Raw genomic sequence first — 21347 nt, 5'->3', positions numbered from 1 at the left:
GCGTCTATTCTCCTCTTCGATCATCTCTTTGCATCATGCGCAGAAAGCGCTAGGCCACAGGCGCCAGTCGGCGTGAACGATAGCGCATCACCGCATCCCAGGACACCAGCGCCAAAGCGCACCAGATAATGACGAACGTGATCCATTTACCCTGCGGCACAGGCTCCTGGTAGAGCGTGATCGCCAGGATGAACATGATGCTGGGGCCGAGGTATTGGAAGAAGCCGAGGATTGTCAAAGTCAGCCTGCGGCTGGCGATGATGAACAACAACAGTGGTAAGGTCGTTGCGGGCCCTGCTGCGAGCAGCAATAAGTTGTGGTAAGCGTCGTTGGTGAGCATGTCGCTGGCGGGAGACGCGGAGGTCCACATATAGATCAGCGCAGCCGGCGCCAGCAGGCAGGTCTCCACGCACAGTCCGCTGACGGCGTCCACCGCCACCTGCTTGCGCAATAAGCCGTAAAAGCCGAAGGAGAGCGCCAGCACAACAGCGATCCAGGGCAGGGAGCCAAAGGCGACGATCTCCAGTAATACTCCACCCACCGCAAGGGCGGCGGCGATGCGTTGCAGGAAGGTGAGTCGTTCACCCAGAAACAGATAACCCAACAGCATGTTGACCAGTGGGTTGATGTAATAACCAAGACTGGCTTCCGTCAAATGATTGTTGTTCACCGACCAGATGAACAGCAGCCAGTTGCCGCCCACCAATAACGCCGACAATGCCAGCCACCGCAATTTGCGCCATTCGAGCAGACCCGCGCGCACCGCCATCAGGCGACCGCTGACGGCGCATAGCAATACTGTCAATACGCTGGACCAGACGATGCGATGCCCCAGGATTTCCAGAGCGGGCATATGGCTCAGTTGCTTGAAATAAATAGGCATGAACCCCCAAAGGAGGAAGGCTCCCAACGCGGCTAAGGCGCCGGTGGATGAAGACGGTGGTGTTGACGATGCGCTCATGGGTTCCTGCAGAGGCAAAGGTAGGGACTGGTTACTATGCTGATGAAAAGCCTGACTGGCAAGCTCGGATTAACCTGAACTCATACAGGGTGTGATTCGGTGGCGAGAGGAACTGGAGCGTTGCATAATTTGTCCAATAACCGTAACCGGTTCCCGCTTGCTGCTAAAATCAGGCGCAAATACGCAACCCGCCGAATATGGAGACTGCTGCGATGCCCGACGCAATCCGAAATCTGACATTTACCCTGGTTGAAATCGCCACCTTTTTCGGTGCGGCGGTGATCGCCATATTGGTAGTTTGGGTGTTGATCGCCTATGTCATCGATATTACCCAGAAGAAACACGCGATTCGCCGCAATTTCCCGGTGATCGGACGTTTCCGTTATTTTTTCGAACACCTTGGCGAGTTCTTTCGGCAGTATTTTTTCGCCATGGACCGGGAAGAGTTGCCTTTCAATCGCGCTGAGCGGGCCTGGGTTTATCGCTCCGCGAAAAATGTTGATAACACGGTGGCGTTTGGCTCCACCCGTAATCTCACTCATGCGGGCGAAGTCATATTTTTGAACTGTCCTTTCCCCACGCTGGAGGAAGACGCGGTGCCGCCAAAGGAAATCACCCTGGGAGAGGGCTTCGCGCGCACGCCCTACAGCACCAGCTCCATTTTCAATATCTCCGGCATGAGCTACGGCGCAATCTCGCGCCCTGCGGTCCTGGCGTTGTCACACGGCGCTAAAGAGGCGGGCGTGTGGATGAATACCGGTGAAGGCGGGTTGACCAAATATCATTTGGAAGGCGGCTGCGACCTGGTGTTTCAAATCGGTACGGCTAAATATGGCGCACGCAACGAAGAGGGTGCGTTGAGCGACGAGAAGCTGTTGCAGATTGCGTCGCATGAGCAGGTAAGAATGTTTGAGGTCAAGATGAGCCAGGGCGCCAAACCCGGTAAAGGCGGCATTCTTCCCGGCGGTAAAGTGACGGAAGAAATTGCCGCTATCCGGGGCATCCCTGAGGGTAAATCCTCTATCAGCCCCAACGGTCATCCGGAAATCCGCAATGTGGACGATCTGATGGATATGATTCACCACATTCGTGAAGTCACCGGGAAACCGGTGGGATTTAAAGCGGTGATTGGCGCTTACGGCTTTCTCGACACCTTGTTCAAACGCATTCATGAACGTGGGCTTGAATATGCGCCGGACTTTATCACCATCGATAGCGCGGACGGAGGCACGGGCGCGGCGCCGCAGAGCCTGATTGACTATGTAGGGCTGACCATCAAAGAAAGTCTGCCTCTGGTGGTGGATAAACTGATGGAATACGGCTTGCGACATCGTATTAAAGTCATTTGCTCCGGTAAGCTCATTACGCCTTCCGGCGTCGCCTGGGCATTGTGCATGGGAGCGGATTTCATCGTTTCCGCGCGAGGGTATATGTTCGCTTTGGGATGCATTCAGGCGCTGCAGTGCAATAAGAATACCTGTCCGACTGGCGTCACCACTCATGATCCGGAACTGCAGAAAGGCCTCGACCCCGCCAACAAAGCCGTCCGCGTCGCCAACTACGCCAAGAAAATGGCTTATGAAGTGGGAGTGATCGCCCACTCTTGTGGTGTGCGCGAACCCAGGGAGCTGCGCCGCTATCACGCCCATATTATTAACGACAGCAGTTTCTCTACGTCCCTGGAAACACTGTTTCCCACGCGGCAAGTGCGTCCGGAGTACGCGGAGGAAGTGGTTAAGTTAGTCCAGTCCGAGTAACCGCTGTTTCAGCGACTCATCAAAAGGGCGTCGGCCCAGCCAGATATTGAAGTAGGCGTGCGCCAGCGGCTCCTCGCGCAGGCGCGCCAGCTCCTGATCGTTGAGCAACAGGCGCAGGCCATCGTTGGCTTGATACTCCAGGCGATACTGGTCGCCATCACTTACATCGCGATAGCTGGAATGGAATTGGCGCAGGGCGCTGGCGTTTTCAGGCAAGGATTGGTTGCGACGCAACAAGGTTTCCGCACTTTCTGTAAAGGCGTGGGCGGGGATGTTGCGTTCATAACGAAACAGCATCACGCGACTTTCCTGTGTGTCCTGTCGCCAGGATGTTGCGCAGTTCTCACGGTAGAGAGCGGCGGCGCCAACGGTGAACAGTCGGTAGGCCTTTAACTCGGCGACACCGCAGCGTTGTAACGTCGCGTCAGCAATCTGCTGTGTTGATGGAAATCTAACTGAGTCTGCAGCCCAAATCTTTGGGACGGTTAGCGCCAGGATGAGCAGCAGGCAGGCTTTCACTGGTTTGCTCCCACGCCGCCGCGAATCTTCTGCAGGACGCCTCCGACCAACGGGAGGTGGTAGTAAAAGCCCTCAGCACTGTCCCAGTAATCCTGATGAAGAACGATCTCTCCTTGAGCATTGAAACGTAGATGAGAGATGCCGATGGAGGTCACTTCGACCTGCTTCCACCAGACTTTGAACTTTAAGGTCATGGTCCAGCGCAGCAGGATGTCATCGCCTGTCGATGCAAAGTCAAGGAACTGTACTGACGTGGAGGCTTTCTCCGCCATCGCGACGAAGTAGCGCGTCAGGTCCTCCCGCTCCTGCAAGCTGTGAAAGGTGTCATTGAAATAAAATGTCTTCGCGTAAGCGCGCTCGACGGCGGCGGGGATACTGTCTGGCGTGAAATTATTCATGAGCGCTATGAAACCTTGCAGTCGTGGTTCCTGCTCAATGGAAGAGAAAGTTTCGGAACCCGCTGCGGTTAAATAATCCTGATGGGGCGTCAACGGACCTGAACTGGAGCAGGCGCTCAGTAAACTTGCGAGGGTGGCGGTCAAACTGGTGCGGAGAAGTGCCATAACGTCGATTCCTGAAAGGTTTCCATGTACTTGATGCTAAGCTTTACGACGCTGGACGAGATTCAGTTTTGCCATGGTCGGCGATGATGACGTTGAAGCCTCGCCGAACCTGACCAAGACAGTTATAAAATCCCGCCTGCAAACCAAACCGCTTCTTCGTTCGTAAGATATTGGCGATGACGGCGGCGACTCTCTCAACTGAGGACTGATTTTAATATGCAAGGCTTGGGCAGGTTATTGAGCTGGATTGATAATGACCGCAAAGGAATGTCGGTAGATGTGGGTCGGGACGCTGTGGACTGGCGCAGAGTCTGGCCGTTCGTCGGCATTCACCTGGCCTGCCTTGCGGTGCTCTGGGTAGGCTGGAGTCCTGTAGCGGTGTGGGTGGCGGTGGGCGCTTATCTGGTGCGCATGTTCGCCATCACGGCGTTTTACCACCGATATTTTGCTCACAAGTCCTTTCGCACCAGTCGCCCCGTGCAATTTATTTTTGCTGTGCTCGGGGCCTCCGCCACCCAGCGCGGTCCGCTCTGGTGGTCGGCGCATCATCGCCATCATCACCGTACTTCCGACACTGAAGCAGACCCACACTCGCCCCGACACGGCTTTTGGCGCAGTCATGCCGGTTGGTTTCTGGGAGGCAAATACTTCAAGGCGCCGCTGAATCTGGTGAAGGATTTCAGTAAGTATCCCGAATTACGCTGGCTTGATCGGTTTGACATGTGCGTGCCCCTGGCTTTCGGCTTCGGCATGTGGTGTCTGGGCGAAGGGCTTGCCTATATGGCTCCGCAACTGCAAACCAGCGGCTGGCAAATGCTGGTGTGGGGCTACTTCATTTCCACAGTGGTGTTGATTCACGCGACTTTGGCCATCAATTCCCTTGCTCATCGCTGGGGGCGTCGGCGCTATGAGACAGGGGACGACTCCCGCAATAATTTTCTTCTGGCGCTGCTGACTCTGGGAGAAGGCTGGCATAACAACCACCATCATTATTCCGGCAGCGCGCGCCAGGGTTTTTTTTGGTGGGAGCTGGACTTGAGCTATTACCTGTTGCGATTGATGGCGGTGGTAGGCTTGATCTGGGATCTCAGAGATGTCCCAGAACATAAGAAGTGGGCTCACAAACCTGAAGTTTCAGGCCTGACGCTGAACGGAGGCCGCAGATGAACATCGCGATCATCGGCGGCGGCGTCTCAGGTCTTACCGCGGCTTATTATCTGCATAAAAACCATGAAGTGACGCTGTTTGAGGCGAACGAACGTCCAGGCGGCCACACCGATACTCATTCTCTGCGGCTGGATGGTCAGGATGTCGCGGTTGATTCCGGCTTTATTGTGTTTAATGAACACAATTACCCCAGATTCTGCGACATGCTGCGAGAGTTAGGCGTGCAATGGCGCGACAGCGACATGAGTTTCAGCGCAGTGAATGAGGCGACGGGCATGGAGTATGGCGCGGCGGGGTTGAGTCGTTTGCTGGCGCAGAAGCGCAATCTGCTGCGTCCGGACTTCTATAGGATGCTCAAAGATCTCGCGCGTTTCTACAAAGAAGCGCCGAGACGGGCCCTGGAAGTTGATACGGATCTGACATTGGGCGAGTTCCTGCGCCAGGATGGATATAGCCGCGCGTTTATCGACAACCACATTGTGCCCATGGCATGCGCGCTATGGTCCGCGTCCGCGCGAATGATTGAGGCTTTCCCGTTTCGTTTCTTTATCTCCTTTATGGATAACCACCGCATGCTGCAGTTGCGCGGTCGGCCGCAGTGGAAAGTCGTGCAGGGCGGTTCGCAGCAATATGTGCAGCGCATTCAGGCAGTGCTTGGACGACGTGTGCGCCTGTCTTGTCCGGCCGCTGTGGTGTCCCGTTGTGGTGATTCCGTGATGGTGCACTCGGAGCGCTATGGCGCTGAAAACTATGACGCCGTCGTCTTCGCCTGTCACAGCGATCAGGCGCTGGCTCTGCTTAAAGACTCGGACCGAACGGAACGTGAGGTTTTGGGGGCGATTCCCTATCAGGATAATCTGGCCGTGGTGCATTCCGACACACGCGTCATGCCCTCGCAGCGCGCCGCCTGGGCGAGTTGGAACGCCTTTATTCCACAGCAGACAACGCAGCATTGCTCCGTCAGCTATTGGATGAACTCCCTACAGGGTCTTACATGTGAGACGCCCATTATTGTGACCTTGAATCCGACCTTTCCTATCGCCCCTGAAAAAATATATGCCCGCCGCACCTATGCGCACCCCGTCTATACCCGTGAAACGTTGGCCGCCCAGGCGCGCCGGGAGGAAATTAATGGTCGCCGCAATACCTATTTCTGTGGCGCTTATTGGGGCTGGGGGTTTCATGAAGACGGCGTGCGAAGCGCGTTGGATGTCGTGTCCCTGATCCAGCGGAGGCGTTATGGCGTTGCGGCATAGCGCAATCTGCGAAGGTAAAGTGCGGCACCGCCGTTATACGCCAGCGTCGCATCATTTTGAGTATCGCATCAGCATGACCTGGCTTGATTTGGATGAGCTAGAGGAAATCAACACTCTGCCTTTCTGGTCCAGTCGAGGCTTTAATTTGATGCAATATCGGCGTTCGGACTATCTGCGTCGAGATGTTCCTGACTTAAAGCAGGCGGTGTATGAACGTCTACAGGAAGCAGACGTAGCCCCGCAGGCTGGCGCTATTCGCCTGTTGACCCATTTACGCTCCTGGGGATTTTGCTTCAACCCAGTCTCGTTCTATTTCTGCTTCAACCAGCGGGATGAGCTGTACGCCATCGTCGCGGAGATCAATAACACGCCCTGGAACGAACGGCATTCCTATGTGTTGCCGCTGACGCCGCAACGGCTGCAGGGACAGGCGCTCACTTTCAGCTTTGATAAGGCGTTTCATGTGTCGCCCTTCATGCCGATGGCGCTGAAATATGAATGGCGATTTCGTCTGGACGAGCAGCGGGTCTGGACGCACATGCGTTTATTGGACAACGGCGCAGCGGTGTTCGACGCCAGCCTGGGTCTGTTCAAGAAACCCCTGACCGCCGCCAATGCCTGGCGCGCGCCGCTTAAATTTCCCTTTATGTGCGCCACCGTCGCAATGGCGATTTATCGGCAGGCGTTTTCGCTTTGGCGCAAAGGCGTTCCTTTCTATCCCCATCCCAACAAAAAGGCGCGGGGAGAGGGAAAACGGATGAATCAGGAAACGGTTTAAAACGGCGTTAAGCCGTGATAGTTCAAATAGCTGGAGACATAACTATGTGGGCGAGTGCGATCAGCAAACCCTTATTGTTGCCCGAACGTTTTTGGAAACAAGCTTTATACCGTTTGTGCTCGGGAATACAGGGCGGGGAACTTGAGCTGCGCAGCGACGGAGAAAGTCGCGTTTTCGGCGTGCCGGGACGGGATGCGTTACGCGCCAGAATTGACGTCGCCAACGCCGATTTCTACCGCGTCGCATTGACTGGGGGCGTCAACGGCCTGGCGGAAGCCTGGATGGCAGGCTCCTGGACGTCACCGGACCTGACTGCGCTGGTGCGCTTGTTGTTGCGCAACCGCGCGCGACTGGAGGAGTTGGAATCCGGCATGGCGCGCCTGCCGGGGGCGCTGAGTAAGCTTTGGCACAGCTTTAACCGCAATACGCTGCAGGGCTCCCGCAAAAATATCGCGGCGCACTATGACCTCGGTAATGATTTCTTCCACCTGTTTCTGGATGAAAGCATGATGTATTCCTCTGCGGTGTATGTCACCGGCGAGGAATCCCTGGAACAGGCCTCGAAAGCCAAATTGGAGCGAATTTGCCGCAAGCTGGTGTTAACGCCAAACGATCACTTGCTTGAAATTGGCTCGGGTTGGGGGGGCATGGCCCTGTACGCCGCCCGTGAATATGGTTGCAAGGTCACCACGGCGACCATTTCCGTCGAGCAGCACGCCGCCGTCGCTGAACAGGTTCAGCAGGCGGGGCTGCAAGATCAGGTGACCGTGCTGTTGCAGGACTACCGCAAACTGGAAGGCCGCTATGACAAGCTGGTCTCCATTGAAATGGTGGAGGCGGTGGGACATCAGTTTCTTGATGGCTACTTCCGTCAGATCAGCGGCCTGTTGAAGGATGATGGTCTGGGGCTGATTCAGGCGATCACCATTGATGATAATCGCTACGAAAAAGCGCTGCGGCATGTGGACTTCATCAAACGCTATATTTTCCCCGGCAGCTTTATCCCCTGTGTGTCTTTGCTGACGCAGAGCGCCGCCAATGCCGGCTTGCGTCTGTTTAATCTGGAGGATATCGGAGAAAGCTACGCCCTCACTTTGCAGGAATGGCGCAGTCGCTTCTTGCGAAATTTACCGCAAGTGCGCGAGCAGGGATTTGACGAACGTTTCATTCGCATGTGGGAGTTTTATCTTTGCTATTGCGAGGGCGGTTTCCGCGAGCGGGCGATCTCCAATGTGCAGATGTTGTTCGCCAAACCGGGCTGTCGTCGCGAGCAGTGGTTGTGAATCTGATGCTGCTATGGTGGTCGCCGGTCTGTTTGGCGGTCGTGTTCTTAGTGGCATATCTGTGGCAAACCCAGAGCCGCAATGCCGGCTGGGTCGACGTTTGCTGGGCCGCTGGCGTAGGCGTCACTGGCGCATTGCATGCCCTGGTGGGAACCGGCGATGCGTCGTTACGTTTGACTGTGGCGTTGATCTATCTGGTGTGGTTCGGACGATTGTCATTGCACCTGGCTGGCAGAGTTGCAGGAGCAGAGGAGGATGGCCGTTACGCCGCTCTGCGTGTATGGGCGGGGAATCGCTGGCGGAGTGTGTTTCTGGGAATGTATATGATGCAGGCGTTCTGGGTTTGGCTGTTCGCGCTGCCAGCCTGGGTGATCAGTCAGGCCCAGGAACCGCCAGCGGTATTGTATGTGGCGGCGCTCCTCCTGGTCGTCGTCGCTTGGCTTGGTGAAACCCTGGCGGATCGTCAGCTCGCAGCGTTTAAAGCCGATCCGCAAAACCAGGGTAAAACCTGTCGAAAAGGTCTATGGCGCTATTCGCGACATCCCAATTACTTTTTTGAATGGCTGCATTGGTTCGCTTATCCACTAATGGGCGCTGCATCTCCCTGGGGATTCTGGCTCTGGAGCGCGCCGGCGGTAATGTTCGTCTTCTTGTATTTCGTCACTGGCATCCCTTTTACCGAACGACAGGCGTTGCGTTCGCGGGGGGAGGACTATCGGGATTATCAACGCCGCACTCCCATGTTTATACCCTGGAGGCCAAAATCATGAGTATGATCGAACTGGCGGAAAAAGGCTGGTTGCCTGACGCCCTGATTCGCTTCGGTATTCGCCGCCTGTGTCGCGAACGTTTGATGCAGGAACGCATGCGGGGCGGCGGCGAGCTTGAAAGAATCGCCCGCTATCTCAATGGTCCTATCGCCATAGAAACGCGTGCGGCCAATGAACAACATTATGAAGTGCCTGCGGAGTTCTATCGTTTGGTTCTGGGGCCGCGCTTGAAATACAGCGCATGCTGGTGGGGGAAAGAGGTTGGCGATCTTGCTGAAGCGGAGGAGGCTATGCTGGCGTTATACGCCGAGCGGGCGCAGTTGGCCGATGGACAGCGTATTCTGGATTTGGGGTGCGGCTGGGGCTCTCTGAGTCTGTGGTTGGCGGAGACCTTTCCCAAGGCGGAGATTACTGGCGTCTCCAACTCCGCATCGCAGCGCAGCTATATTGAGGAACAAGCGGCGCAGCGCGGGTTACACAATCTTAAAATTCTGACGTGTGATGTGAATGTGTTTAGCCCCACCACCACCTTTGATCGCATCGTTTCGGTGGAAATGCTGGAGCATGTGCGCAACTATCAGGCGTTATTTGAGCGAGTCAGCCAGTGGTTAGCGCCGGCGGGATTGTTCTTTGCTCACATATTTTGTCATCGCAACCTGCTTTATCCCTTTGAAACGGAAGGCGCCAATAACTGGATGGGCAGGTACTTCTTCACCGGCGGACTGATGCCTGCGGCGGGAACATTCGGTCATTTCCAGCAGAACCTGCGCCTGATGCAACAGTGGATGCTCAACGGTCGTCATTACGGCGCGACAGCGGAAGCCTGGCTGGCCAACCTGGACGCTAATGAAGTCAAAGTAAGGAAAATCTTCGCTGACGCCTACGGAGAAGAACAAGCCGATCTCTGGACCCAGCGGTGGCGCATGTTCTTCATGGCTTGTGCGGAGCTGTTCAATTATCGCTCCGGGGCGGAATGGCAGGTTGGTCACTATCTCTTTATGAAGCAATAAGTTGCGCTGCATCTGGTTTATGGCGCTGCTGCTCAGCGCCTCATAGTCCCCTTTGGCGCCTTGCGGACTGCAATCGCCGGGCAAGACCCGGCATAGCTTCTGACATGGCCACGCACTTGAGGCGGCGCGAGATGCGCTGTCTCAGCCTGCTCATAGACAGCGAATCAATGACTGTCCTTTCGGAGGACTTTGGTGTTGTCTGTTCACAAAATGTAATAACGATATTCATATAAATGAATATATATCTGCTAGTTCATTGTTGCTTCGCGGAATAGCGCTGAAGTATGCGACTTTATTATGAATTTTAAGCCCGCCATTTTTATAACTTCATGATAGTAAAAGCTATTATTAATGCTCATCCGGAGAGTGTAGGCGGTACGATCGTCCAAATAGTCCATATGGATGGTCGTAATTTCATCAATCATGGGGTTAAATACGCCGCTTGTTGGATGATTCGCGTGTAAGCAGGATAGGTTTCAGTATTGGTCGCCAGGGTATCCGGCGCTTTTTCCGCCGCAAACGCGAATATTTTGCAGAAAAGGTTAGATAGATTCTATGGAAGAACCCAGAAATCGGGCCGGTTTCGTTTCTCCGGAGTTTGAGCGGGGAGAATGACGATGTTGAAACTCGTGCTTAAATTTTTGTTTCTTGTAGGCGCGCTAAGTCTGTTCGGTTGCGGACAGGACGAAAGCGCTGCGGACAAGGCTCCGTTTTCTCTCGAAATCACCGATGCGCCGGTGGATGGAGCGACCAAGGTGGTCATTGAATTTACCGGCGTGGAGATCCAGTCTCAATCAAACGGTCGTTCCGTCTACGAATATGCAGAGCCGCGCAGTATAGATTTGTTGTCAGAATCTCTGGCGGGAAATCGTATTTCCCTGTTGCAGGGAGAGCTGGGCATTGGCGCGTACTCATGGTTGCGACTCATGGTGAATGCTCGTTTGGACGGTATTTTCGACTCCTATATTGAGTTAGCGGATGGCTCACGCTATGAGTTGGCCATTCCTGAAGATAATCTGGATGGACTGAAAATTGACCGGGAGTTCCTGGTTAGCGCTGGACAGCCCAAAGGTTTTCTTATCGATCTGGATTTGAGACGCTCCATCATTGAGAACAACCGTCAGTTCAAGCTGAAGCCCGTACTGAAAACGGTGGACTTGAACAGCGTGCGCTCTTTGACCGTCAATGTTGCGCCCGAATTGCTGGCGGCGAACTGTGATGACTCCGGCCAGTATGCTGGCGCGATATATATGTTCGCCGGCGCTCATGCAGTTCTGGACGATATTGACGGTGACGACAAAGATCCAGTGGCGACAGCCGTGCTATCCAGCGCCGCGAACCCGGAGAATGGCATGTATAAGGCGGTTATCTGGAATCCGGACAACGGCGCATATCGCTTGGCGTATAGTTGTAATCCCAAAGATAATCCAGAGCTGAATGACCAAGGGTTCTCCTTCGCCGAACAAACGGTCACAGTCGTTGTTGTTAATGATGACGGCGATAAGACTGCAACCCTGGACGCGTCCGCGACGCCGCTATAAGCGGCGTCTGCTTAGACATCACTCATTACCTTTAGGCCTTGGCGCCGTTTTCTAATCTACTCCCTCTCCTTCCTGACGCTACGCCCCTTCCTGCGGCGTTATAGATGATGCGCCTTGGCCCCATTTCACCGAGCATTTTGGTTCTGACTGCGACACATCCAATAACAACTTTGCAGGAGAACAAGAATGCAAAAGCCTATCCTTATTTCCGCTTTGGCGGCGTCCCTATTGCTGGCCGGTTGCGCCTCCACTGGCGGCAAACGCGACCTCAGCCAGTCGCTGTACCTGCGGGGACAGTTTGCATGGTGGGATGCGCTGGATGAATACAAGGTTAAAAAAGCCGGACCGGATCTTTATGTCGCCAGCGTGGAATTGAAAGCGGACGGACAGCCCTACGAACTGAAGTTTGGCGACGCAGCCTGGAGCGCCGGCACTAACTGCGGCTTTCTGTCTCAGGAAGATCAGATGTTGGAGTTTGGGAAGAAGTCCAAAGCCAATTGCTCCTCCGTTTTTGAAAACTTCAAATTCAACCCACCCGAAACCGGGGTGTACAGCTTTTATCTGGATAACAGCGGCGAACAGCCAGTGGTTTACGTAGAGCCGGCTAAATAAAGTCGTTATCCTTGCTGCAGGCTGGTCCCGTTTCTCAGCGACGTGGCCAGTTTGTACAACTGATCTGGAGGTAAAGGCTTGGCGAACAGGTATCCCTGAGCTTCATCGCAACCCTGTTTTTGCAGATAGGTGGCTTGCGCCTCTGTTTCCACGCCTTCCGCCACGACGCTCAGGTTAAGGTTATGCGCCATGGCGATGACTGCGTTAATGATGACCCTGTCATCCGCGTTGGTTTCCAGCTGCGACACAAAGCTGCGGTCGATTTTGATGCAAGAGATGGGGAAGTGTTTGAGATAGGCGAGGGAGGAGTAGCCGACGCCAAAGTCGTCGATGGAAAGACGGAAACCCATTTTAATCAGCTCGTTAAGATGGGCCATGTTGGACTCAATGTTCTGGATGAAAACCTCCTCTGTCAGTTCGAACTCCAATTGCCTCGGCGGGACGTCGAACTCTCGTAAGAGGTCGTCGATTTTGTGGACCAGTTCTTTATCTTCCAGTTGGATGGCGGATAAGTTGATCGCGAGCCGGATATTGCCTAATGGAGTACCTCGCCATTCCGATAATTGCTGGCAGGCTCGGCGCACTACCCACATGCCCAATTCTTTTATCAAGCCGGTTTCCTCCGCCAAGGGAATAAACTCCACCGGGGAGATAAAGCCCTGTTCTGGACGATACCAACGCAGCAGCGCCTCGGCTCCAGTGTACTCGCGGGTCTTCAGATTCACTTTTGGCTGGAACGCCAGGCTGAGTTCGTTGCGCTCGATTGCTTCGCGTAGCCAGCGGTCCAGCTCTAGGCGTTTAAGCGCCTCCGCGTGCATACCTGTGGTGTAGAAATGGTAGCCGTTGCGTCCTGCTGCTTTGGCCCGGTAGAGCGCGGCGTCGGCGTTGCGGATCAAGTCTTCGGCGCTGACGCCGCCTTCTGGATAGACGGCGATGCCGATGCTGCAGGTAATGAAGACTTCTTCGTCGTTGAGCGTGAAGGGCTGTTTCATGCAGGCCATGATGCGGTTGGCGATTGCAATCACCTCATCCACAGATTCGGGGTTCTCCAGCAGCATCATGAACTCGTCGCCACCGGCCCGGGCGATGCTGATTTCGCTTTCCAGTAACGTGTTGAAGCGTTTGGTCAGCGCTACTACGAGTTGGTCGCCGGCGCTGTGAGTGAGGGTGTCGTTGATTTTCTTGAATTGATCCAGATCCACCAGCATGACGGCGAGATATCGGTTGGCGCGCTGGGCGCGAAGAATGGCTTGAGCCAGGTCTTCCTGGAAGAAGGATCGATTGGGCAAGCCGGTCAGTGCGTCATGGGTAATGACATGAGACAGCGTTTGCTCCACTTCTTGTCGATTGGCGATTTCACTTTGCAGGGACTCGTTGGCGCTGAGCAGTGAACGGCGTTGACGCCCCAAAGACATGGCGAGATAGCAAACCCAGGCCAGCAACGCTGAGGAAATAGTTCCTGCGCTCATGACGAAGGCGGGAAGAGGGGATGAGTAATTGTGCAGCCAGTCGGATTTTGGCTGTACGCTCAAGCGCCAGGAAAACTGCAGGGGCTTCCAGTCCGCCGCCGCGGTGGTGTCGGGGCTGACGTCAGCGGAGCTGTTGCTGAATATCAGTTTGTCTTCCTCATACACGCGTACATGGAAGTGATCTTCTTCCTGTGGTGAGATGAGGCTGCCCAGCAACTGCTCCACCAGGAAAACGCCGACGATAAATCCCTGAAAGTCATCGCCTTTGCTAATGGGGGCGTACACAACCACTCCCTGGCCGCCTTGTTGCAGAGTAATCACCGGCGTGGAGTTGATGTCGCCCTGTGCGCGGGCGGCTTCTAGCGCCCGGCGTCGGCTCTCGTTGAAGGCCACGTTGAAGCCCAGGGCCTGTTCATTACCGGCCATCGGCTCGATCCACTGGATAACGTAATTTTTATCTGTCCACTCAATGGCTTTGAAGTTAGGGAAATCCCGATGCAGCGCCTCCGCGTTCTTGCGCCAGGTTTCCTTAGTGAAGCCACCATTATTGTCCCAGTAAGCGGCGAGGCGCTTGAGCGCGCGCACTTGCTCCAGAAACTGGCGGGTAATGCGCTTGCTGAGAAATTCGGCCTGGTAATCCAGGGCATGCTGTCGTCTTTCGCTGGTTTCAATATCAATGCGCGACCATAAGGACAGCGTCATTGTAAAGCCCAGGCAAAACACGAGTAGCGACAGTAGCAAGTGATAAGACGCTCTAGCGGACAAATTGCACCCTGCAGGATTGTGAGACTTATCAATAAAAAATAGCAGGCGCAGCCATTATCGACAAAGACTGAAGGTGTCTGGCGTAGGCAGTAAAATCTGACGGGCAAAAAAAGGGCCGGTTAACCGGCCCGAACACTTGGGTTGAGATTGGGGAATGGGAGGTGGATTACCACCAGGCTTCCATTTGGACGCCGAAGTTCAGCACGCTGTCTTCGCCGCCTTCAAACGGCGTACCTTCGCCATCGTTAATGTAGCTGGCGAAAACCCGGATTTCCGGACGCGCCCAGAAGCTGGGGCCGGCGGACCAGGCTTGTGCGATAGTAACCTTGTCCAATTGGGAGTCGACGCCATTATCGTCTGCAGCGAAGTGGCCCACTTCCAGATACGTGCGCATGTAATCAGACCACTTATACGCTGGACGTGCGGAGATGCTGTAGAAAGACGAATCGTCATTCATGGTGTCGTCATCGAAGACGCCATACATCGCGGCATAGCTAAGTTCGATATTAGAACCGGCTTTCACCACGCCCCAGTCGATCAGACGAAAGCCTTTGCCGCCTTTGTCCAACGTCCCGTTCCATTGACCGCCGCCGAAGTTGCGCATTGGAGAAGCGTAACCTTCCGTTCCGTACTGGAATACGATTTTGTTGAATCCATCCATAATCGGCGTGGACAGTTCCGCGGTGAGCAAGGTGCTCAGATCGTCCGCTGCGCCCGCATCTTTTTGGGCGTCTGTCAGTCGTGGTTTGGCCAAGTCCAGGCCCACTTCCAATGAGCTGGCGCCGACTTGAATGCCGGAATAACGGAAGTCGAGAATATTTATGTTGCCGTAGCCTCTGGTCCAGGCGGCGGAGAATTTGCCCGCGCCTGCGTCGATGCCTTCAATACCCGCGCCAGGACCGGATACGTCCCAGTAGAAAAGATCCAGATGGTGAATATCGTGGCGCTGATAGTAGCGTTTACCCGCCCACAGCGTCGCTTCGGGGGCGAATCCCAGCACCCCTTTGGCCTGAACGTTCATCTGGCGAAGCGCGATTTCGTCATCTTCGCTGTTCAGGGCTTCATAGTCTCCGTCCTGGTTGGATTTATAACTGAGCATGGTTTCAACTTTGAACGTTCTGCCGTCGCGGTTGAAAAGCTCTTGCTGAAGATCCAGCTCCGCATAGGTTTCGCATTCGTTGCCCAAACGGCCAACCGCCTGCTTGTTGATGCACTGCTGGTCGCCGTTGTCGCTCATGCCGATGCCTGAACGCGCATAGCCATGCCACTCAACGGCGCTGGCGTTCACGGTGAACAAAGAAGCCGCGATGGCGGTCGCCAGAGGGGCTACTTTGAAGAGGCGCTTGTTGTTCTTGTCTGTCATCGTTTTTTCCTGCTCTTGTTGTTAAAGGACTCGCCAGGCCGGACCTTTGAGTACGCCCGGATAACGGAGGCGCTTTGTCGATGGGACAAATTGTTATTTGCTTGGTCTCATACTCAGTGAACGCCTGATATGGCACATCCTCCGTTAGGAAAGTTTTGGGGGGGGAGGAGTCAGGGGGAGGGGGGAGGAGAAAAGTAGTAATGCGTGCGTCAGGCTGATAGCGAGCGCTATTTCAGTGATGAAGGATGCAAAACGAGGGCGCCCGGAGAGTAGCTGTTACGCTCCGGGTGTGGGCTTATATAGAAAGCAGAAGTAGAAGAATCAGCGCGCAGATTTAGGCGCCTTCAGCGCCGTCATCGTGAGGATAACGGGTGTCGCGCAGGCTGTCCTTGATGCGCTTCAGATGTGAGTGGAAGTCTGCGCCGCGCTTGAGGGTGACCCCGGTGGCGAGAATGTCGATCACCGCCAAATGCACGATGCGCGACGTCATGGGCATGTATACGTCCGTATCTTCCGGCGCGATAACGTCCAGCGCCACGGTGCACTCCTTCGCCAACGGAGAGTCCGGCGCGGTGATGCCGATCACGATGGCGCCCCGCTCCCGCGCAATTTTGGCGACTTCCACCATTTCCCGCGTACGACCGGTGTAAGAAATGGTGACGATGGCGTCGCCGGTATGTGCGGCGGCGGCGACCATGCGTTGCATGAGAAAGTCGTCGTAGGCGGTGACCGGAATATTAAAGCGGAAGAACTTATGCTGGGCGTCGATAGCCACGGCGGCGGAGGCGCCCATGCCAAAAAACGAAATTTGCTTGGCCTGGATCAGGTAGTCCACCGCCTTGGAAATGCCGGAGGTGTTCAGGGACTGTCTGGCTTTATCCAGATCGGCGATAGTGCTGAGGAATATTTTGTCGCTGTACTCCTCAACGGTATCGCTCGACTCCACGCTCTGGCTCACATAAGGCGTGCCGCTGGCGAGGCTTTGCGCTAGCTGGATTTTGAAATCGGGAAAGCCGCTGGCCGCGAAATTACGACAAAAGCGGTTAACGGTCGGTTCACTGACGTCGGAGGCACGCGCCAGTGCGGCTATACTGTAGCGAGTAGCGGCTTTGGGGTCGCGCAGGATGACTTCGGCGACTTTGCGCTCGGATTTATTCAAATCGTCGAGCCTCTGCCGGATCACCTCCAGCAGATTCTGGTGGGATATGGTTTCATTCATTATCTGTATGGATTCCGGGAGCGATTTATTTATTGTTGTAGTGAAATTACTACACATTTTGTTATCGCCTCTAATATAACCCTGCGCATCCTGGGTCGCCAGCCGAACGGTCGGTCGGCCACTAGTCAATAAGTGGAAGGGAAATCAGAGAAAACGGGAAATGTAGTAAAATTATCACAATATTTGCCGTTTCAGGTTGAAAATACCAATTTTTTGTCTCAAAATTGCGAATAATTACTACCAAATATGAAAACTATGAATCGAGCAGCATCTACACAATGTGACTTGGCGCTCTTCGGCGCGCTGGGCGATCTGGCGCAACGCAAGTTGTTTCCGGCGCTATTTCAACTGGAGCGGGCGAAACTGCTACATCCGCAGACTCGCATTCTCGCGCTGGCCAGGCAGGAAGTTGACGAGGAGTCCTTCAAAGCGCAGACCCTGGAGCGTTTCAAGGCGTTACTGCCCAAGAATGACTTGGAAGAGGCGGCGCTGAAACGCTTTTTCGACAAAGTCCGCTTCCAGCAGCTCGATTTCGGCGATGCCGAAGGCTATCGCAGTATCAATCAATGGCGCGGGGACTCTGAAGTCCCTCTGATCGTCTACATGGCGACGCCTCCTGCGATCTACGGCATGATCGGGGAAAACCTGAAAAGCGCCGACTGCGTTCAGCCGTCCACCCGCGTAGTGGTGGAGAAACCCATCGGTCATAACCTGGAGTCTTCTTTCGAGATCAATGACCGTTTGGCGGAGTTCTTTGATGAATCCCAGCTATATCGCATTGACCACTATCTGGGTAAAGAAACCGTACAGAACCTGATTGCGCTGCGCTTCGCCAACAACCTGTTCGCGACTCAGTGGAATCAGCGTTACATCTCCCACGTGGAAATTACGGTGGCGGAGAAAGTCGGCATCGAAGGGCGCTGGGGATATTTTGACAAGGCGGGACAGCTGCGTGACATGGTGCAGAACCATTTGCTGCAACTGTTGTGTCTGATCGCCATGGACCCGCCTTCTGATCTGTCCGCTGGCAGTATCCGCGATGAAAAAGTGAAAGTGCTGAAAGCGCTGAAGCCGATTACGCCGGATCTGATGGAAACTCACATGGTGCGCGGACAGTACACCGCTGGCAACATCGACGGCAAACCCGTTCCAGGATATCTGGACGAAGAGGGCTCCAACGAGGGCAGCTCCACGGAAAGTTTCGTCGCCATCAAAGCGGAAATCTGCAACTGGCGTTGGGCGGGTGTGCCTTTCTATATGCGCACCGGTAAGCGTATGCCGCAGAAGCTGTCGGAAATCATCATTCACTTCAAGCCGGCGCCGCACTATATATTTGATCCCGACCAGAAACATCTGGCCAACAACAAACTGATTATCCGTCTGCAACCGGATGAAGGCATTTCCCTGCAGGTGCTGACCAAAGACCAGGGCCTGGATAAAGGCATGCGTCTGCGTCAGGGGCCATTGCAACTGAGTTTCTCCGAAGCTTTCAACACGGGCCGGGTGCCTGACGCCTACGAGCGATTGCTGTGGGAAGTCATCAAAGGCAACCAGTACCTGTTTGTGCGTCGCGATGAAGTGGAGTACGCGTGGCGCTGGATTGACCAGGTCATTGAAGGTTGGGCTGAGTTGGGACTGCCGCCCAAGAAATATCCTGCAGGAAGCTGGGGGCCCGTAGCTTCCATCGCCATGATCACCCGGGACGGAAGGAGCTGGTACGAAGATGCTTGAACTATCCTGGCCGCAGGGCGTCACCCTGCAATTGGAAGAAGAACGTGAAGCGCTGGCGCATAAGCTGGCGTTGCAAACAGCGGAGTGGCTGCGCGCCGCACTGCAGGAAAAAGAACGCGCCTTGCTGGTAATTTCCGGTGGCCGTACGCCGGTGGCTTTCTTCAAGTCGCTGGCGCAGCAGGAGCTGCCTTGGAGCAAGGTGGACATCACTCTGGCGGACGAGCGCTGGGTGGATGAAACCCACGACGACAGCAACGCCGCGCTGGTGAAAGAATTTTTATTGCAAGGCCCTGCGGCGGAAGCGAATTTCATGCCGCTGAAAAATGCAGCTGCGACCCCTGAAGAAGGGTGCGAACAACTGGAAGCCAGTCTGGCTGAATTGTCCTGGCCGATTGATGTACTGATTTTGGGAATGGGCGCGGACGGGCACACCGCCTCTCTGTTCCCCGGCGCGAAAGAGCTGGCGCATGGCCTCGACACGACGGACAAGTGCGCCCCGATGCATCCGGTCACGGCGCTGCATCCGCGCATGACGCTTTCCTACAAGGTTTTGGCGGCGGCCAAGCATCAGGCGCTGCATATCACTGGCGAAGACAAGCTGACCACCCTGAACAAGGTGCTGGCCAAGCTGGACGCCGTGGCGGAGATGCCCGTGCGCGGATTTATCCGCCCAGGCCTCAATGTTTTTTGGAGTCCTTGAGAAGGAACCTCGAGAGTAATAGAGAGAATAGAAACCTATGACATCCCAGACCTATCCTGAAGCGTTGCAAAAACAACTGGACGCTATCGTAAGCAGTTGCCCGTTGGTGCCGGTCATCACTATCGATCGTCCGGAAGACGCGTTGCCGCTCGGGAAAGCCCTGGTGGAAGGCGGCGTCCGTATTCTGGAAATTACCTTGCGCACGCCGCACGCCCTGCAGGCGATCACGGACCTGCGGGCCGCGCTCCCCGAAGTTTGGGTTGGCGTAGGCACGGTGGCGACGGTTGAGCAATTCAAAGCAGCGGAAGACGCTGGCGCTCAATTCGTCATCACGCCGGGCTCCACCAAAGAACTGTTGGAATATGGCCTGACGGCGAAAATTCCGATGTTGCCGGGTGTATCTTCACTGTCTGAAGTCATGGAAGGTTATCGCCTGGGATATCGCGCATTTAAGTTCTTCCCGGCGGAAGTCGCTGGCGGCGTGTCTGCGCTGAAGGCTTTCTCCGGTCCTTTCCCCAATGTGAAGTTCTGCCCGACTGGCGGCATCACCCGGGAAAAAGCGAAAGATTATCTTGCCCTGCCAAACGTATTGGCGGTAGGCGGCTCTTGGTTAACCCCCAAAGACGCTATTTCCGCTGGCGATTGGCGGCAGATCCGGACTATTGCTGAAGAGAGTCTGGCCGCTATCTGACGGCGACTGGAAACTCTCTTTATCGATAGCAACGACCCTCCCTCATTGCATTAGCAATATATTTTTACCCGTCGCCTGGCGGGTTTTTTTATTTCTGAACCGCCGTATTCAAACGAGACCCAGACAGGGATTCAGGTATTGGCGCAGTCTATAAAGTAGAACAGGCAGTCGGTGGTGGCGATAATGGGATTGGTGGTCACCATGAACAGTTTCAATGGATGTTTGGGGGATAGTCTGCCGTTGATATCGGCGAAGTGGTCATGCAGGCGCTCCCGCCCCAGATGGTCTTTGGCGGTCAAAGCCTCCAGCCCCGCAGCGCCGAGAATAGCCAGACGCTCGCCAGCAGGCACTGAGCCGTAGTTGAAACGGGCGGCGTCCAGCGGCAGCGTCAGCGCCGCATCGGGATCGGCGGCATCGCCGTAGTGCACTCGTCGGCCGGGCTTCAATTCCATGCGAATAGGGTTGCGAAACCGGTTCACGCCATAATCGCGCCCGGCGGCGGCAAGCACCTGCTCGCTGCCGAAGTAACGCTGCATGCCTTCCCGCGCGATCAGCAGAGAGGTTTCATCCTGGGCGCCGCCGCACTCTATGGTCACTGTGGGCACGTCCAGCTCGCTGATTTCCATCAGAGCGCCCAGGCGCAGGTCGGTGACGATCAGGTCGTTGGTCCAGAGTGAGGTCAGGGCGCGGTGATCAGCGTCGCAGCGTATGGCGACGCCGAAGGCGGGACCGCTGCCTGACGTATTGTGCAGATCAATCAGGCACTCGGGTTTGCTGTCGTGGAGGAAGCGCAGAATCGCTTCGGCTAATTTGCCCTGATCATCATCGAAGGGGGGCCGGAAGCAGCGGTTGAGATCACGCTGGCCAGGCAGCATGCGCTGGCTGAACATCGGAGGGGCCAAAGCCGCGGGAATAGAAGCGATAATGACGTCCAGGTCCACCGCTGGGGTTTCGCCGGAGCGCAGGTACGCGTACAAGGCGCGGGCGCCGGAGGGCTCGTTGCCGTGCAGCAAGGTGCAGAAAGCGCGGCGGCGTGAACGGTCGCGGCCCTGCAGACGAATCAGCGTGGGACCGCCCAGGCGTTGCAAGAAGCGGGTGAGGTCCTCTTCCAGCGCTAAGCTGCGAATTCCTTCAATGACCTTGAGCGGCATAATAGACAGCCCCCTTGGAGATTCTTTGAGTCGATGGACGC

At 55.3% G+C, this 21347-nt stretch carries 19 protein-coding genes; 12 read left to right on the top strand and 7 right to left on the bottom strand.

Going from position 1 to position 21347, the window contains the following annotated elements; translation table 11 throughout:
- Positions 1-49 precede the first annotated feature (49 nt).
- Positions 50-961, bottom strand: coding sequence for an EamA family transporter RarD (gene rarD, locus ONV78_RS00455; RefSeq protein ID WP_279500193.1), 912 nt, complete (start codon positions 959-961; stop codon positions 50-52).
- Between the two features lie 212 nt (positions 962-1173).
- On the opposite strand from rarD, the gene ONV78_RS00450 reads away from it, so the two are divergent.
- Positions 1174-2718 (top strand): FMN-binding glutamate synthase family protein, encoded by a 1545-nt coding sequence (locus ONV78_RS00450; RefSeq protein WP_279500192.1) that lies wholly within the window; start codon positions 1174-1176, stop codon positions 2716-2718.
- On the opposite strand, the gene ONV78_RS00445 is transcribed toward ONV78_RS00450, so the two are convergent.
- Together ONV78_RS00445 and ONV78_RS00440 are read right to left on the bottom strand one after the other, a co-directional pair.
- Positions 2701-3237 (bottom strand): chalcone isomerase family protein, encoded by a 537-nt coding sequence (locus tag ONV78_RS00445; RefSeq protein ID WP_279500191.1) that lies wholly within the window; start codon positions 3235-3237, stop codon positions 2701-2703. The genes ONV78_RS00450 and ONV78_RS00445 overlap by 18 nt on opposite strands.
- Positions 3234-3800 carry a nuclear transport factor 2 family protein gene (locus tag ONV78_RS00440; RefSeq protein ID WP_279500190.1) on the bottom strand — a complete coding sequence of 189 codons (567 nt, stop codon included), beginning with the start codon at positions 3798-3800 and terminating at the stop codon, positions 3234-3236. The genes ONV78_RS00445 and ONV78_RS00440 overlap by 4 nt, the downstream gene beginning before the upstream one ends.
- Before the next feature lie 216 nt (positions 3801-4016).
- Between ONV78_RS00440 and ONV78_RS00435 the strand changes: the two genes are divergently transcribed.
- The 8 genes from ONV78_RS00435 to ONV78_RS00400 all read left to right on the top strand — a co-directional run bounded on the left by ONV78_RS00435 (position 4017) and on the right by ONV78_RS00400 (position 12217).
- Positions 4017-4967, top strand: a complete 951-nt coding sequence (locus ONV78_RS00435) for an acyl-CoA desaturase (RefSeq protein ID WP_279500189.1) — start codon at positions 4017-4019, stop codon at positions 4965-4967.
- The gene (locus ONV78_RS00430) at positions 4964-6223 is read left to right on the top strand and encodes an FAD-dependent oxidoreductase (protein WP_279500188.1); all 1260 of its coding nucleotides are present in this window, start codon (positions 4964-4966) and stop codon (positions 6221-6223) included. Before ONV78_RS00435 ends, ONV78_RS00430 begins: the two co-directional genes overlap by 4 nt.
- A complete protein-coding gene (locus tag ONV78_RS00425) occupies positions 6207-7001 on the top strand; it encodes a DUF1365 domain-containing protein (protein ID WP_279500186.1) in 795 nt (264 codons plus the stop codon). The genes ONV78_RS00430 and ONV78_RS00425 overlap by 17 nt, the downstream gene beginning before the upstream one ends.
- Before the next feature lie 44 nt (positions 7002-7045).
- On the top strand, positions 7046-8284 hold the full coding sequence (locus ONV78_RS00420; RefSeq protein ID WP_279500183.1) for a cyclopropane-fatty-acyl-phospholipid synthase: 1239 nt from the start codon (positions 7046-7048) through the stop codon (positions 8282-8284).
- Positions 8285-8289: 5 nt separating this feature from the next.
- Positions 8290-9054, top strand: a complete 765-nt coding sequence (locus ONV78_RS00415) for a DUF1295 domain-containing protein (protein ID WP_279501751.1) — start codon at positions 8290-8292, stop codon at positions 9052-9054.
- Entirely contained in the window at positions 9051-10064 is a 1014-nt protein-coding gene (locus tag ONV78_RS00410; protein ID WP_279500181.1) for a cyclopropane-fatty-acyl-phospholipid synthase, read from the top strand. Before ONV78_RS00415 ends, ONV78_RS00410 begins: the two co-directional genes overlap by 4 nt.
- A gap of 617 nt (positions 10065-10681) precedes the next feature.
- Positions 10682-11605: a DUF4382 domain-containing protein gene (locus tag ONV78_RS00405; protein ID WP_164887177.1), complete on the top strand. Its 924-nt coding sequence runs from the start codon at positions 10682-10684 to the stop codon at positions 11603-11605.
- A 186-nt stretch (positions 11606-11791) separates the two neighbouring features.
- Positions 11792-12217 (top strand): hypothetical protein, encoded by a 426-nt coding sequence (locus ONV78_RS00400; protein ID WP_279500178.1) that lies wholly within the window; start codon positions 11792-11794, stop codon positions 12215-12217.
- Between the two features lie 5 nt (positions 12218-12222).
- Here the strand turns inward: ONV78_RS00400 and ONV78_RS00395 are convergent, their stop codons facing one another.
- From ONV78_RS00395 to ONV78_RS00385, 3 genes are all read right to left on the bottom strand, one after another.
- On the bottom strand, positions 12223-14388 hold the full coding sequence (locus ONV78_RS00395) for an EAL domain-containing protein (RefSeq protein ID WP_279500177.1): 2166 nt from the start codon (positions 14386-14388) through the stop codon (positions 12223-12225).
- A gap of 229 nt (positions 14389-14617) precedes the next feature.
- The gene (locus tag ONV78_RS00390) at positions 14618-15814 is read right to left on the bottom strand and encodes a maltoporin (RefSeq protein WP_216740378.1); all 1197 of its coding nucleotides are present in this window, start codon (positions 15812-15814) and stop codon (positions 14618-14620) included.
- Between the two features lie 334 nt (positions 15815-16148).
- Complete coding sequence (locus ONV78_RS00385; RefSeq protein ID WP_216738925.1) at positions 16149-17033, bottom strand: MurR/RpiR family transcriptional regulator; 885 nt, start codon at positions 17031-17033, stop codon at positions 16149-16151.
- Between the two features lie 255 nt (positions 17034-17288).
- Between ONV78_RS00385 and zwf the strand changes: the two genes are divergently transcribed.
- From zwf to ONV78_RS00370, 3 genes are read left to right on the top strand one after another with little or no spacing between them, the layout of a single operon-like run.
- Positions 17289-18764: a glucose-6-phosphate dehydrogenase gene (gene zwf / locus ONV78_RS00380; RefSeq protein WP_216738926.1), complete on the top strand. Its 1476-nt coding sequence runs from the start codon at positions 17289-17291 to the stop codon at positions 18762-18764.
- Positions 18757-19464 (top strand): 6-phosphogluconolactonase, encoded by a 708-nt coding sequence (gene pgl, locus ONV78_RS00375; RefSeq protein ID WP_279500171.1) that lies wholly within the window; start codon positions 18757-18759, stop codon positions 19462-19464. Before zwf ends, pgl begins: the two co-directional genes overlap by 8 nt.
- Before the next feature lie 37 nt (positions 19465-19501).
- Positions 19502-20155 carry a bifunctional 4-hydroxy-2-oxoglutarate aldolase/2-dehydro-3-deoxy-phosphogluconate aldolase gene (locus tag ONV78_RS00370; RefSeq protein WP_127968059.1) on the top strand — a complete coding sequence of 218 codons (654 nt, stop codon included), beginning with the start codon at positions 19502-19504 and terminating at the stop codon, positions 20153-20155.
- Between the two features lie 131 nt (positions 20156-20286).
- Here ONV78_RS00370 and ONV78_RS00365 read toward each other — a convergent pair whose 3' ends face one another.
- Positions 20287-21306, bottom strand: coding sequence for a succinylglutamate desuccinylase/aspartoacylase family protein (locus tag ONV78_RS00365; RefSeq protein ID WP_279500168.1), 1020 nt, complete (start codon positions 21304-21306; stop codon positions 20287-20289).
- Positions 21307-21347 lie beyond the last annotated feature (41 nt).

Source organism: Hahella sp. CR1, from assembly GCF_029813005.1.
Lineage (GTDB): Bacteria > Pseudomonadota > Gammaproteobacteria > Pseudomonadales > Oleiphilaceae > Hahella.
The sequence above is the reverse complement of the archived record's forward strand: the minus strand, read 5'-3'. Positions and strand labels throughout refer to the sequence as shown.

Coding starts and splice junctions, on each gene's coding strand:
- ONV78_RS00370 (WP_127968059.1), top strand. CDS start 19,502: ATGACATCCCAGACCTATCCTGAAGCGTTGCAAAAACAACTGGACGCT.
- ONV78_RS00390 (WP_216740378.1), bottom strand. CDS start 15,814: ATGACAGACAAGAACAACAAGCGCCTCTTCAAAGTAGCCCCTCTGGCG.
- ONV78_RS00410 (WP_279500181.1), top strand. CDS start 9,051: ATGAGTATGATCGAACTGGCGGAAAAAGGCTGGTTGCCTGACGCCCTG.
- ONV78_RS00415 (WP_279501751.1), top strand. CDS start 8,290: ATGCTGCTATGGTGGTCGCCGGTCTGTTTGGCGGTCGTGTTCTTAGTG.
- ONV78_RS00450 (WP_279500192.1), top strand. CDS start 1,174: ATGCCCGACGCAATCCGAAATCTGACATTTACCCTGGTTGAAATCGCC.
- ONV78_RS00430 (WP_279500188.1), top strand. CDS start 4,964: ATGAACATCGCGATCATCGGCGGCGGCGTCTCAGGTCTTACCGCGGCT.
- ONV78_RS00365 (WP_279500168.1), bottom strand. CDS start 21,306: ATGCCGCTCAAGGTCATTGAAGGAATTCGCAGCTTAGCGCTGGAAGAG.
- ONV78_RS00385 (WP_216738925.1), bottom strand. CDS start 17,033: ATGAATGAAACCATATCCCACCAGAATCTGCTGGAGGTGATCCGGCAG.
- ONV78_RS00440 (WP_279500190.1), bottom strand. CDS start 3,800: ATGGCACTTCTCCGCACCAGTTTGACCGCCACCCTCGCAAGTTTACTG.
- ONV78_RS00435 (WP_279500189.1), top strand. CDS start 4,017: ATGCAAGGCTTGGGCAGGTTATTGAGCTGGATTGATAATGACCGCAAA.
- pgl (WP_279500171.1), top strand. CDS start 18,757: ATGCTTGAACTATCCTGGCCGCAGGGCGTCACCCTGCAATTGGAAGAA.
- ONV78_RS00405 (WP_164887177.1), top strand. CDS start 10,682: ATGTTGAAACTCGTGCTTAAATTTTTGTTTCTTGTAGGCGCGCTAAGT.
- ONV78_RS00395 (WP_279500177.1), bottom strand. CDS start 14,388: ATGACGCTGTCCTTATGGTCGCGCATTGATATTGAAACCAGCGAAAGA.
- ONV78_RS00420 (WP_279500183.1), top strand. CDS start 7,046: ATGTGGGCGAGTGCGATCAGCAAACCCTTATTGTTGCCCGAACGTTTT.
- ONV78_RS00400 (WP_279500178.1), top strand. CDS start 11,792: ATGCAAAAGCCTATCCTTATTTCCGCTTTGGCGGCGTCCCTATTGCTG.
- rarD (WP_279500193.1), bottom strand. CDS start 961: ATGAGCGCATCGTCAACACCACCGTCTTCATCCACCGGCGCCTTAGCC.
- ONV78_RS00425 (WP_279500186.1), top strand. CDS start 6,207: ATGGCGTTGCGGCATAGCGCAATCTGCGAAGGTAAAGTGCGGCACCGC.
- zwf (WP_216738926.1), top strand. CDS start 17,289: ATGAATCGAGCAGCATCTACACAATGTGACTTGGCGCTCTTCGGCGCG.